Source organism: Streptomyces sp. NPDC057271 (genome assembly GCF_042668715.1).
In the GTDB taxonomy this organism is placed as follows: domain Bacteria; phylum Actinomycetota; class Actinomycetes; order Streptomycetales; family Streptomycetaceae; genus Streptomyces.
The window spans coordinates 1-11,882 of sequence record NZ_JBHUYJ010000048.1 but is presented as its reverse complement, the minus strand read 5'-3'; the positions used below and the strand labels follow the sequence as shown (position 1 = coordinate 11,882).

Genomic DNA, 11,882 nt, shown 5'->3' with positions numbered 1-11,882 from the left:
AACCGCCTGGCGAATCAGTCAGCCTCGGCGATGCCGATCGGGCAGGCCACGCCCGTCCCGCCGATGCCGCAGTAGCCGTTAATGTTGCGGTCGAGGTACTGCTGGTGGTAACCCTCGGCCGGGTAGAAGGGGCGGCCGTCGGAAGGGAGGATCTCCGTGGTGATCGTGCCGTAGCCGGAGCCCGTCAGGACCTTCTGGTACGCCGCGCGGGAGGTGTCGGCGGCGGCGGCCTGGGCGTCGGAGTGGGTGTAGACGGCGGAGCGGTACTGGGTACCGACGTCGTTGCCCTGGCGGAAGCCCTGGGTCGGGTCGTGGGACTCCCAGAAGAGCTTGAGCAACCGCTCGTACGAGACCTTCGACGGGTCGAAGACGACCCGGACGACCTCGGTGTGGCCCGTGAGGCCCGAGCAGACCTCCTCGTAGACGGGGTGCGGCGTGATGCCGCCCTGATAACCGACGAGGGTCGTCCAGACGCCCTCGGTCTGCCAGAACTTGCGCTCGGCGCCCCAGAAACAGCCCAGGGCGAAGTCGGCCACCTCAAGACCCTCGGGGTACGGGCCGAGCAGCGGCGTGCCCAGCACCGTGTGGCGCTCGGGTACCGCGAACTCGGACTCGGACCGACCCTTGAGCGCCTGCTCGGGCGTGGGGAGGACGGGGGTGCGTGACAGGAACATGCGGCATCTCCTCGACGGTGGGCGTTACGCACAACGCCCGGGGCCCGGAGGGGATTCCCGCCAGGCCGCCGCATCCGGCTCGGGCGTCCGGTCACGCGCGCGTGCCGCCGCGGAGTGTCGCCGTGGGTCTCGGTGCCGCGCGGGTGCCGCCGCGGAGTGTCGCCGTGGGTCTCGCCGCCGGGCCCGCGCGCCGTCGCGTCAGTGCGGCAGTGTCGCCGGGCTGCCGCCGTTGGCCTCGTAGCCCGCCACCGCCAGGTTCCGGTACACCGTGTACTCCGCCGCCGGGTCCCCGCTCAGCGTCCACGGCAGCGCGCCCACGTGGCCGTCCACGTGGACCAGTTGGTGCATGGCCTCCTGCCAGCGCTCCCCGCGGACCAGGAAGAGGATCAGCATGTGCCGGACGTGCGCCAGCATCGGGTCGTCGGCGCGCGCCGAGTGCACCGCGTACAGCGCGCCCTCCATCGCCTTGCGCACCACCTCGGTGCGGAAGAAGTCCTGGACGAGGACGATCTCCGGCAGGTGCTCGTAGACCGCGAACAGCGGCAGCGCGGCGAGCAGCGAGCCCTGCGGGGCGCGGGCGGCGGCCGACGTCGCGAACCGGTCGGCGTCCTCGCGCGAGCCGTGCCACTTCTCGCACCAGTAGTGCAGCGCGGCCAGGTGCGCGCCCATGTGCTGCGGCGCGCGGTCGATGATCTTCGCCCAGACCTGGTCGAACTCCTCGTGGCTGTAGCCGAGTCCGCGCGCGACCGCGAGCTGCACGATGTACGGGACGGGGTCCCCGGGGGCGAGCAGAGCCGCCTCCTCGCTCACCTTCCTGGCCTCTTCGAGGATGATCCGGAAGTCGTCGCTGCCGGCCGAGGACGAGCGCCACGCCTGCTGCACCAGGAACTCGGCGTGCACGGCGGCCCCGCCCGGGTCCTTCGGCGAGTCGGCCCGCCAGGCGCGCAGCCACGCACCGCCGACCCCGGGCTTCTGCTGGAGTTCGAGTGAGGCCGCGCCCGCGAACGCCTGGACGCGCTGCCAGCGGACCTCGCCCTCCTTCTCCGTCCCGGCGAGGAGCTGCGAGGCCGCCCGCCAGTCCTGCGTCGCCTGGACCACGTCGAGCACGTCGAGCAGATCCCGGTCCGGCCCCGGCATCCGTACGTCCTGCTCCTCCTGGCGCAGGAAGCCGTACGCCTCGGGGTCGGCGGCGTCCGGCGAGCCGGGCGCGACCTGACGGATGCCGACGCCGGACCGGCGGCGCCTCACGTACGGGGTCACGACAGCGATCAACAGAGCCAGCGCCATCAGGAACCAGAGAATCTCCATGTGCCCATTGTCCAGGACACTCCCTGAGACATCGGGCGGCGGTCCCCGGCCCTCGGGACTACGCTCCTGAACCATGAGCGATGAGCACATCCACCAGAGCTTCGAGACCCGCGCGATCCACGCGGGCAACACCGCCGACCCGCTGACCGGCGCGGTCGTCCCGCCGATCTACCAGGTCTCCACCTACAAGCAGGACGGCGTGGGCGGACTGCGCGGGGGCTACGAGTACAGCCGGAGCGCCAACCCCACGCGCACCGCGCTGGAGGAGAACCTCGCGGCCCTCGAAGGCGGCCGCCGCGGGCTGGCCTTCGCCTCCGGTCTGGCCGCCGAGGACTGCCTGCTGCGCACGCTGCTCGCCCCCGGCGACCACGTGGTGATCCCCAACGACGCCTATGGCGGCACCTTCCGGCTCTTCGCCAAGGTCGTCCAGCGCTGGGGCGTGGACTTCTCCGTGGCCGACACCTCCGACGTCGACGCGGTGCGCGCCGCGGTCAACGACCGTACGAAGGTGATCTGGGTCGAGACCCCGTCGAACCCGCTGCTCGGCATCACCGACATCGCGGCGGTCGCGGCCGTGGCCCGGTCGGCGAGCGCGAAGCTCGTCGTCGACAACACCTTCGCCTCGCCCTACCTCCAGCAGCCGCTGTCGCTCGGCGCGGACGTCGTCGTGCACTCGCTGACGAAGTACATGGGCGGCCACTCGGACGTCGTGGGCGGCGCCCTGGTGACGGCCGACGAGGCGCTCGGCGAGGAGCTGGCGTACCACCAGAACGCGATGGGCGCGGTGGCCGGTCCGTTCGACTCGTGGATCGTGCTGCGTGGCATCAAGACGCTCGCCGTCCGCATGGACCGGCACAGCGAGAACGCGGGCAAGATCGTGGAGATGCTGACGCAGCACCCGAAGGTCACCCAGGTCCTGTACCCGGGTCTGCCGGAGCACCCGGGCCACGAGATCGCCGCCAAGCAGATGAAGGCCTTCGGCGGAATGATCTCCTTCCGGGTGGAGGGCGGCGAGGAGGCGGCGGTCGAGGTCTGCAACCGCGCGAAGCTCTTCACCCTCGGCGAGTCCCTCGGCGGCGTCGAGTCGCTGATCGAGCACCCGGGCCGCATGACGCACGCGAGCGTGGCGGGCTCGGCCCTGGAGGTCCCGGCGGACCTGGTCCGCCTCTCCGTGGGCATCGAGAACGTGGACGACCTGCTCGCGGACCTGCGCCAGGCGCTGGGCTAGTACCGGCAGGAGCGGGCCCGTGGCCGAGTGGTACGGCCGGTGCCCGCGTCTCCACGCATTGCCCGCGTCTCCACGCGTTCCAGTCGGGCGCTCCTGCGAGGGGCGCCCGACTGCGGTCACCGCCCGGTCAGGCCGGTACCTTCTCGTCCTCCAGCGATTCCCGGATCATCTTCCGCAGCTCGGGGCTGTCCTCGTGCCCATGCACCGAGATCGCGTGTTCGGTCGCGGCGCGGACGACTTCCTCTTCCTCACCGGTGATGGTGAGGGTGCAGCCCATCACGCTGGGTTCCTTGCGGCAGTCGGCGACTTTCCTGGTCATGAGACCTCCTCGACTCGCCCTGCTTCTTCCAGGCTAAGTCCGCCGTCACCAGCCTTCGAGCGGTGGCGTCGTCTCCGCGGGCGGCACGCTCCAGGGCTCGGCCACCGTCGCCCAGACCGCGAAGGCGAGCACGGCCACGACGAGCAGCATCCACAGGGCCCGGCGGACGGCCCGGTCGCGGTGGAGCAGCCGGGCGCCGCGCGTCATGGCCCGCGCGACCAGTTCGGCGGGGACCTGCGGGTGCGGGGATTCCAGCATCCGCCGCACCTCGTCCTCGTACCGGCTCACGAGGCGAGGCTCCCGCCGCGTCGGTCCCGCAGCGCGGACACGGACCGGGCGCAGATGGCCCGTACGCGCTCCTCGGCCAGTCCGAGCAGGGCCGCGGTCTGCTCCTCGGCCACCCCCTCGTACAGCCGCAGCACCACGACGAGACGTTCCTGCGGAGTGAGCGCGGAGAGGAGGCCGCCCCGGCCGCGGTGGTGCCGCCAGGCGGTGCGCGCGAAGCGGGTGGCGAGGTCGGCGCGGGTGCGGTCGTACGGATCCTCGCCGCGCAGCCGGTCCCAGTGGGCGTAGGTGTGGGCGAGGGAGGCGGTCAACAGGGCCTGGGCGCGCGGGTTGGCGTCCCGCGTCTCCGCGGTCAGCAGCGTCGCGGCATGCAGCAGCCGCCCCGCCGCCCCCGCCACGAACGCCTCGAACTGCCGGGCGCGGAAGCGGTTCTCGCCCGACCGGCCGTCCTGTCGATCTCGCACGTCCTCATATGAGGACAGGGGACGGCCGGGGTCAAGAGGTCGCGCCGGACTCCGTGTCGGTGGCGGGCGGCAGGCCCGACTGCCGGGCGGAGAGCGCGGAGTTGAAGCGGGTGAGCAGGGTGCAGAAGGATTCGCGCTCCGCCGGCGTCCAGCCCTCCGTCACCTGTGCCATCAGCTCGCGGCGCGAGGCGCGGACCTCCTCCAGGCGGGCCAGGCCGCGCGGGGAGAGCTGGAGCACGACCGCGCGCCCGTCCTCGGGGTGCGAGGTGCGCTTGACCAGGCCCGTGTCCACGAGCGGGGCGACCTGGCGGGTGACGGTCGAGGAGTCGATGCCCATGCCCGCCGCGAGCGCCTTGACGCCCATCGGACCTTCCTGGTCGAGCCGGTTCAGGAGCAGGTACGCCGCCCGGTCCATCGAGTTGCGGAGCTGGCCGGTGCCGCCGAGGCGGGTCTGTTCGGCCCGGCGCGCGAAGACGGCCACCTGGTGCTGGAGGGCATCGAGGAGACCGGGGTCAAGCTCAGTCGTCATGTCCTGAGATGTGGGCATGGCTGTGGGGGCTCTCTCGTGCGGCGGTCGGTTGGTGGGGGACAGAGTACGCGGACCCGCGAGGGTCCGTACCTGCGCTGCGCAAACCGGCTGCGACGACCTCTCGCCGGGCGGCCACGAGCCACGTGAGCTGCGAGACTTGCTGTCATGAGCTTCCGTCGGCCAGACCCCTTGCATCCGCTGATCCTCGACGACGTGCGCGGGGCGCAGAAGATGCTGTCCGGGGTGGCCCGGATGACCGCGATGGAGGGGAGCCGGCATCTGTCCTCGCTGGTGGGAGCCCCGGTTCACCTCAAGTGCGAGAACCTTCAACGAACGGGTTCGTTCAAGCTGCGCGGCGCGTACGTACGGATCGCGGGGCTCCGTCCCGAGCAGCGGGCGGCCGGGGTGGTCGCCGCGTCGGCGGGCAACCACGCGCAGGGTGTCGCCCTCGCCTCCGCGCTGCTCGGGGTGCACTCCACGGTCTTCATGCCGGTCGGCGCCCCGCTGCCGAAGGTCGCCGCGACCCGGGAGTACGGGGCCGAGGTGCGGCTGCACGGCCACGTCGTGGACGAGACGCTGGCGGCGGCGGAGGAGTACGCGGCGGAGACCGGCGCGGTCTTCATCCACCCCTTCGACCACCCGGACATCATCGCGGGGCAGGGCACGGTCGGCCTGGAGATCCTGGAGCAGTGCCCGGAGGTCCGCACGATCCTGGTGGGCGTCGGCGGGGGAGGGCTCGTGGCCGGTGTCGCGCTCGCGGTGAAGTCGGTACGTCCCGACGTGAAGGTGATCGGCGTGCAGGCGGAGGGCGCGGCCGCCTATCCGCCGTCGCTGGCCGCGGGGCATCCGGTGGCGATCGGGTCGCCGGTGACGATGGCGGACGGGATCAAGGTCGGGCGGCCCGGCGATGTGCCGTTCGCGATCGTGCGCGAGTACGTGGACGAGATCCGTACCGTCTCCGAGGACGCGCTCTCCTCGGCGCTGCTGCTCTGTCTGGAGCGGGCGAAGCTGGTCGTGGAACCGGCCGGCGCGAGCCCGGTCGCGGCGCTGCTGAGCGACCCGAGGGCGTTCCAGGGGCCGGTGGTGGCGGTCCTGTCGGGCGGGAACGTCGATCCGGTGCTGATGCAGCGGGTCCTGCGGCACGGCATGGCGGCGGGGGGCCGCTATCTGAGCCTGCGGCTGCGGGTGACGGACCGGCCGGGCGCGCTGGCGACGCTGCTCGCGGTGCTGACGGTGGTGGACGCGAACGTCCTTGACGTGAGCCATGTGCGCACCGATCCCCGTCTGGGGCTGACGGAGGCGGAGGTGGAACTGCACCTGGAGACGAAGGGTCCCGAGCACTGCCGGGAGGTCGAGGCGGCACTGCGGGACGCGGGGTACGTGGTGATGGCGTAATCCCCTTGTGGTTCGCGATATATCGCGTTAGCGTGTGGTCCGGGTCACACAATCCGTGGGCGGCGGCTGCCGTTCAAACCTAAACTTGGGCGGAAACGCCCGAATTCCTGGGAGAACCCACATGCCAGGCGCGATCTACGCCGAGGGTCTGGTGAAGACCTTCGGCGACGTACGAGCTCTGGACGGCGTGGACCTCGACGTACCCGAGGGCACGGTCCTGGGCCTGCTCGGCCCCAACGGCGCGGGGAAGACGACCGCCGTGCGGGTGCTGACGACACTCCTCCAGCCGGACAGCGGAAAGGCGTTCGTCGCGGGAATCGACGTACGGAAGCACCCCAACGAGGTCCGGCGGTCCATCGGGCTCTCCGGCCAGTTCGCCGCCGTCGACGAGTATCTGACCGGCCGCGAGAACCTCCAGATGGTCGGGCAGCTCTACCAGTTGAACGCCAGGCGGGCGAAGGCGCGGGCGGACGAGCTGCTGGAACGGTTCAACCTCGCCGACGCGGCCGACCGCACCGCCAAGACGTACTCCGGCGGCATGCGCCGCCGCCTCGACCTCGCCGCCGCGCTCGTCGTCTCCCCGCCCGTGATGTTCATGGACGAGCCGACGACCGGCCTCGACCCGCGGAACCGGCAGGCGCTCTGGGAGGTCATCCAGGAGCTCGTCGCGGGCGGTACGACCCTTCTCCTGACCACGCAGTACCTGGAGGAGGCCGACCACCTGGCCCACGACATCTGCGTCATCGACCACGGCAAGGTCATCGCCCGCGGCACCTCGGACCAGCTCAAGGCCCAGACCGGCGGCGAGCGCGTCGAGGTCGTCGTCCACGAGCCGGAGATGATCGCCCCGACCCGGGACGTCCTCGCCCGTTACGGCCTGGCGGGCATCGGCCACGGCGAGGTCTCCGTCGAGAACCACACCCGCAAGCTCACCGTCCCGGTCACCGGCGGAGCCAAGCTGCTGGCCGAGGTCATCCGCGACCTGGACACCGTCGGCGTCGAGATCGACGACATCGGACTGCGCCGCCCCACCCTCGACGACGTCTTCATCTCGCTGACCGGCCACGCGGCCGAACGGGAGGACGAGGAGTCCGGCGGAGCGGCACAGGACGCGAAGGGTCGCGGCCGTGACCAGAGGGAGGCGGCGAAGTGACCGCAGTGAACGAAGCCGTCGCGGCCCCGAAGCCGCGCGGCGGCATCGCCCAGTCCATCGGCGACTCGCTGGTCGTCGCCAAGCGCAACCTGATCCGGATGTCCCGCATCCCCGAGATGGTCGTCTTCGGGCTCATCCAGCCGATCATGTTCGTGGTGCTGTTCAGCTTCGTCTTCGGCGGCTCCATGACCATCGGGGGCACGACGGACCCCCTCGTGTACCGCGAGTTCCTGATGGCCGGCATCTTCGCCCAGACGGTCACCTTCGCCACGGCCGGCGCGGGCGCGGGCATCGCCGACGACATGCACAAGGGCCTGATCGACCGCTTCCGCTCCCTGCCGATGGCCCGCGGCGCGGTCCTCACCGGCCGCACCCTGGCCGACCTGGTGCAGACCGCCCTCACGGTCGTGGTCCTCGCGATCGTCGCCCTCCTGGTCGGCTGGCGCATCCACGAGGGCGTCCCGAAGGCCCTGGGCGCCTTCGCCCTGCTGCTCCTCCTCGGCTACGCCTTCTCCTGGATCGGCGCACTGATCGGCCTCTCGGTCCGCACACCGGAGGCCGCCACGTCCGGCGGCCTGATCTGGCTCTTCCCGGTCACGTTCATCTCGATCGCGTTCGTGGACTCCGCCCAGATGGCGTCCTGGCTGCAGCCGATCGCCGAATGGAACCCCTTCAGCGCGACGGTCCAGGCGTGCCGCGTCCTGTTCGGCAACCCGGGGGTCTCGACATCCGACGCCTGGCCGATGCAGCACCCGGTGTGGGCGTCGATCCTCTGGTCGGTGCTGATCATCGTGGTGTTCAGGACACTGTCGGTGCGGAAGTACCGCTCGGCGACCGCGTAGCGGCGACCGCCTAGGGACTGTCCGGGCTAGGGGGCGTAGCCCGAGACGACGACGCCGCCGGCGAGGCCGATGAAGACGGCCCCGCCGGCGGCGACGGCGCCGGTGGCCACGTCCTCGCCCTCCACGGCGGCCGTCCCCTCGGGCGTGTTGAACGTCCTCTCGGCGGAACCGGGGACAGAGGCCGGCGGATCGGTCACCGGAACCGAGGCGACCGTCGACTGCCTGCCGGTCAGCAGCCGGTCACCGGCGAACGCCACCCACTCCCCTTCGACGACCCGCCTCCAGCGTTCGGCGCCGGACTTCAGGTCGTACGTCGAGAGCGTCGCGCCGTCGCTCAGCGCCACCACTCCCGTGGAGTTCACCGCCAAGGCCGTCACCTGGGTCCCCCGCCCGACCGTCCGCTCCCGCTTCAGGGTGCGGGCGTCGAGGACCTCGACGCCGTCCTGCCCCGCCTGCGGACAGAGCACGCGGCGCGCGCCGACGATGATCCGGTAGCAGCCGTCGAGGCCCTGAGCCCGGGCCGTCTGGCTGCCCGTCCGGGCGTCCAGCGCCAGCACCGTGCCGTTCCCGGGGACGTAGACCTGTCCGCCGGAGGCCACGGGGGACTCGGGGAAGACGCTGATCGGCTGCCGCCACCGTTCCTTCGGAGGGCCGTCCCCCGACAGCGGGACCGCCGTCACCAGACCGGACGGCTTCTCGAAGTCCGTGGTGTCGACATAGGTCGTGTACAGGACGTTGTCGCGCAGGTCCGTCCCCTTGACGCCGAACACGCCCCCCGGCCCGGCCAGCCGTCCGACCTCACTGCCGTCGCTCAGCCGGTACCCGACGAGCCCGTCACGTCCAGTCATCCAGGCGACGTCCCCGACGACCGCCGGGTACTGCGCGCCGACCCGCAGCTCATCGCCCGCCGAGGGCTTCGACCACAGCTTCTTCCCGTCGGCCGCCCGCAACGCCACGGCCGCACCGCCGTCGCCCGAGCAGACCAGGATCTCCGGGCCCAGCGCGCACGGGCCGACGCCCGCGTCCGTCCTGGTCGCCCAGGGCGACCAGCCGGCGGGGCGGGCCGTGCGGTCGGAGCCGTCCTTGCCGAAGTCGCCGGAATGACCTTCGCCGCCGAAGGGCTGGATCACATGGTCAAGGGCGGCGGGCGTGGCGCTCGCGCCGGGTGACGCGCTGCTCGACCGCACGCCGCCGCTCGGCGTCGCCCCCGCCGAACCGCCCTGCCCGCCCTGCCCGTCCGTCCGGTCGAGCAGCACCACACCCACGGTCGCCACGGCGGCCACGGCCACCGCCCCAGCCGCGATCCGCCGCCACGGCCTGCGCCGTACCTGCGCCTCGGCGACAGCCGGCCGAACCCCCGCGGCCGTCGGGGAGTACGGAACCTGCGGGGCGAGCGTCGGCAGGTCGGCCACGCCCGCCCCGGACGCCGCCGCCTCGCCGATCCGCCGGGCGGATTCCCCGTACTCGGCAAGGAGCGAGAGCACCCCGCCCGGCCACGGGAACGCCGCCGGGACCTCCGCTCCGAGCAGCGCCACGAGCTCCGCGGCAGACGGCCGCTCCGCCGGGTCGAGCCGCAGACACCGCTCCACCACCGGTCGCAACTCCGTTGGCACACGGTCCAGTTCGGCATCGGCCCGGCTGATCCGGAAGACGACCGACGCCATCTCCTCGTCGTGGAACGGCCCGCGTCCGCTCGCCGCGAAGGCGAGGACGGCGCCCAGGCAGAACACGTCCGACGCGGGCACGACCGCCCGGCTGCCGATCAGATGCTCCGGAGACATGAACCCCGGCGAGCCCACCACGAGCCCCGTCGACGTGAGCGCCGTCGCCTCGAAGGCCTGCGCGATGCCGAAGTCGATGAGCTTCGGTCCGGCGGCCCCGAGCAGGACGTTCGCCGGCTTCAGGTCCCGGTGCAGCACCTTTGCCCCGTGCACGGACTCCAACGCCCGGGCGAGCGCCGCGCCCAGCGCCCGTACGGTGTCGACCGGCAGGGCGCCCGCCCGGGTGACCGCCTCGGCGAGCGAGGGCCCGGGCACGTACTCGGTCGCCAGCCAGGGCACGGCCGCGTCGGCGTCGACGAGGAGCGCCGCGTACGGGCTGTTCACGGCCCGCGCCGCCGTGATCTCGCGCCGGAAGCGCGTCCGGAAGTCCCCGTCGACCTCCAGGTCCTCCCGGACGGTCTTCACGGCGGCCATCCGGTACGGATCGGCCGTCGGCGCGTCAGCCCGGCACGCCAGATGGACCTCACCCATACCGCCCGCCCCCAGCCGGGCGAGCAGCCGGTAGGGGCCGACGAGGCGTGGGGGCTGCCCGGCAGGCAGTGCTTCCAGCACCGAACACGTCCTTTCAGTACGTCACTTGGGAAGCTCGACGGACGCGACGACGCCCTGGTCGTAGACGACGTACGCGATACCGCCGATCGGCAGCACGTCCGGGGCGCGGATCTCCCAGGCGAAGACCCGACCCTCGTACGACTGCGAGTACTCCTTCGGGGCACGTGGCCCGGGGGCCCCGGGCACCGCTCGGGCCTCCAGACCGGAGGGCTTGCCGTCCGTGCCGAGACGCACGGTGTAGAGCGAGGAGAAGTCGGCGTACACGACCTGCGAGCCGGCGAGCAGCGGGGTGGAGACGGCCTGCTCCAGCCCCGCGGGGGCCGCCTTGGTCGCGTACCGCGCCAGCCGCTTTCCGGTCTTCGCGTCATGGATCGAGATGCCCCTGCCGTCTCCGGCGACGACCGTGCGGGAGTCCATGGCCAGGGGGTTCAGGCCCGCCAGCGAGGTCGGGAGGTCCGCCTTGGGCGCCAGGGTGGCGGCGTCCATGACCCGCAGAACGGTCTGCCTGGTCCCGTCCTGCGGGTTGGACCGGACGTCGGTGCAGTAGGCCGACGAGCCCAGGACACGTACGGTCTCGCAGCCGGCGGCCTTCTCCGCGACCTGCCCGAGCAGCGTCCCGTTCCTCGCGTCGTACGCGACGAGCCCGGCGTCACCGAGCGCGTACACCCGCCCCTGCGCGAAGGCCACGGCATCGAAGGGGCGGAACTGCGCGCGGCTCAAGGCCGAGTTGGTGAGGGACTTGGTCCACACCGGCTTGCCGTCGGCCAGCGAGAACGCGGTCAGGTCGACCATCTCCCTGGCCCCTTCCTTCATGGGGGAGGGCGTCGTCGTGAAGACCATTCCGCCGCCCACGACGGGTCGGCTCTCCGCGTCCTGCGCCCCCCATGCCTCGGCCTCCCAGCGGATCTCCCCGGTCCGCGCGTCGCGGACCTGGAGCTTCTCCCGGGAGGTGATCACCACGGAGGAACCGTGGACCGCCGGCCGCGCGGACGACCCGGCGATGAACATGCCGCCGGTGGGACCGATGAAGCTGCGGTTGTCACGCGGGTCCTCGATCAGGTCGGCGGTCCACAGCTCCTTCCCGCTCGTCGTGTCCAGGGCCTCGTACCGTCCGTCCGTCGTCCGGCACACCACCACGGACTCGCCCGCCGAGCAGCCGAACGCCGGCGCGCTCAGCTTCGCCTTCCACGGCTTCCAGCCGGTTGGCCGCTGCGCCACGTTCTGCGGGACGACACCGGAGGCGTCGGGAAGCCCGCGGTCGTCGACGCCGGAGACCTCGGGGGCGGAGGCGGTCGGCGGGGCCGCCGGGACCGGCGGCCGCTTCTCGGCCTCCGGCCACAGCAGATACGTCC

12 protein-coding genes are annotated in these 11,882 nt (G+C 72.3%); 4 read left to right on the top strand and 8 right to left on the bottom strand.

Going from position 1 to position 11,882, the window contains the following annotated elements; translation table 11 throughout:
• Nucleotides 1–14: 14 nt before the first annotated feature.
• Together msrA and ACFUJR_RS22120 are read right to left on the bottom strand one after the other, a co-directional pair.
• A complete protein-coding gene (gene msrA, locus ACFUJR_RS22125; RefSeq protein ID WP_383173582.1) occupies nt 15–674 on the bottom strand; it encodes a peptide-methionine (S)-S-oxide reductase MsrA in 660 nt (219 codons plus the stop codon).
• Between the two features lie 198 nt (nt 675–872).
• Nucleotides 873–1,982 carry a hypothetical protein gene (locus ACFUJR_RS22120; RefSeq protein WP_383173579.1) on the bottom strand — a complete coding sequence of 370 codons (1,110 nt, stop codon included), beginning with the start codon at nt 1,980–1,982 and terminating at the stop codon, nt 873–875.
• A 73-nt stretch (nt 1,983–2,055) separates the two neighbouring features.
• On the opposite strand from ACFUJR_RS22120, the gene ACFUJR_RS22115 reads away from it, so the two are divergent.
• A complete protein-coding gene (locus tag ACFUJR_RS22115) occupies nt 2,056–3,210 on the top strand; it encodes a cystathionine gamma-synthase (protein WP_383173576.1) in 1,155 nt (384 codons plus the stop codon).
• A gap of 127 nt (nt 3,211–3,337) precedes the next feature.
• Here ACFUJR_RS22115 and ACFUJR_RS22110 read toward each other — a convergent pair whose 3' ends face one another.
• From ACFUJR_RS22110 to ACFUJR_RS22095, 4 genes are read right to left on the bottom strand one after another with little or no spacing between them, the layout of a single operon-like run.
• Nucleotides 3,338–3,529 carry a DUF1059 domain-containing protein gene (locus tag ACFUJR_RS22110; RefSeq protein WP_383173573.1) on the bottom strand — a complete coding sequence of 64 codons (192 nt, stop codon included), beginning with the start codon at nt 3,527–3,529 and terminating at the stop codon, nt 3,338–3,340.
• A 45-nt stretch (nt 3,530–3,574) separates the two neighbouring features.
• Nucleotides 3,575–3,817: a hypothetical protein gene (locus ACFUJR_RS22105; RefSeq protein WP_383173570.1), complete on the bottom strand. Its 243-nt coding sequence runs from the start codon at nt 3,815–3,817 to the stop codon at nt 3,575–3,577.
• Nucleotides 3,814–4,278 carry a sigma factor-like helix-turn-helix DNA-binding protein gene (locus ACFUJR_RS22100; RefSeq protein ID WP_383173567.1) on the bottom strand — a complete coding sequence of 155 codons (465 nt, stop codon included), beginning with the start codon at nt 4,276–4,278 and terminating at the stop codon, nt 3,814–3,816. Before ACFUJR_RS22100 ends, ACFUJR_RS22105 begins: the two co-directional genes overlap by 4 nt.
• A 31-nt stretch (nt 4,279–4,309) precedes the next feature.
• Entirely contained in the window at nt 4,310–4,825 is a 516-nt protein-coding gene (locus tag ACFUJR_RS22095; protein WP_352190124.1) for a MarR family transcriptional regulator, read from the bottom strand.
• A 147-nt stretch (nt 4,826–4,972) separates the two neighbouring features.
• On the opposite strand from ACFUJR_RS22095, the gene ilvA reads away from it, so the two are divergent.
• The 3 genes from ilvA to ACFUJR_RS22080 all read left to right on the top strand — a co-directional run bounded on the left by ilvA (nt 4,973) and on the right by ACFUJR_RS22080 (nt 8,197).
• Nucleotides 4,973–6,202 carry a threonine ammonia-lyase gene (gene ilvA, locus ACFUJR_RS22090; RefSeq protein WP_383173563.1) on the top strand — a complete coding sequence of 410 codons (1,230 nt, stop codon included), beginning with the start codon at nt 4,973–4,975 and terminating at the stop codon, nt 6,200–6,202.
• 121 nt (nt 6,203–6,323) lie between these two features.
• Nucleotides 6,324–7,355, top strand: coding sequence for an ATP-binding cassette domain-containing protein (locus tag ACFUJR_RS22085; RefSeq protein ID WP_383173560.1), 1,032 nt, complete (start codon nt 6,324–6,326; stop codon nt 7,353–7,355).
• Nucleotides 7,352–8,197 (top strand): ABC transporter permease, encoded by an 846-nt coding sequence (locus ACFUJR_RS22080; protein ID WP_383173557.1) that lies wholly within the window; start codon nt 7,352–7,354, stop codon nt 8,195–8,197. Before ACFUJR_RS22085 ends, ACFUJR_RS22080 begins: the two co-directional genes overlap by 4 nt.
• 26 nt (nt 8,198–8,223) lie before the next feature.
• On the opposite strand, the gene ACFUJR_RS22075 is transcribed toward ACFUJR_RS22080, so the two are convergent.
• Nucleotides 8,224–10,530 carry a protein kinase gene (locus ACFUJR_RS22075; protein ID WP_383450652.1) on the bottom strand — a complete coding sequence of 769 codons (2,307 nt, stop codon included), beginning with the start codon at nt 10,528–10,530 and terminating at the stop codon, nt 8,224–8,226.
• Nucleotides 10,531–10,551: 21 nt separating this feature from the next.
• A partial coding sequence (locus ACFUJR_RS22070; protein ID WP_383450649.1) for a PQQ-binding-like beta-propeller repeat protein occupies nt 10,552–11,882 on the bottom strand: 1,331 nt, incomplete at its 5' end.

Bases quoted from the DNA above. Each gene is read 5' to 3' on its own strand.
- ACFUJR_RS22120 (WP_383173579.1), bottom strand. From the start codon at position 1,982: ATGGAGATTCTCTGGTTCCTGATGGCGCTGGCTCTGTTGATCGCTGTC.
- msrA (WP_383173582.1), bottom strand. From the start codon at position 674: ATGTTCCTGTCACGCACCCCCGTCCTCCCCACGCCCGAGCAGGCGCTC.
- ACFUJR_RS22110 (WP_383173573.1), bottom strand. From the start codon at position 3,529: ATGACCAGGAAAGTCGCCGACTGCCGCAAGGAACCCAGCGTGATGGGC.
- ilvA (WP_383173563.1), top strand. From the start codon at position 4,973: ATGAGCTTCCGTCGGCCAGACCCCTTGCATCCGCTGATCCTCGACGAC.
- ACFUJR_RS22085 (WP_383173560.1), top strand. From the start codon at position 6,324: ATGCCAGGCGCGATCTACGCCGAGGGTCTGGTGAAGACCTTCGGCGAC.
- ACFUJR_RS22115 (WP_383173576.1), top strand. From the start codon at position 2,056: ATGAGCGATGAGCACATCCACCAGAGCTTCGAGACCCGCGCGATCCAC.
- ACFUJR_RS22095 (WP_352190124.1), bottom strand. From the start codon at position 4,825: ATGCCCACATCTCAGGACATGACGACTGAGCTTGACCCCGGTCTCCTC.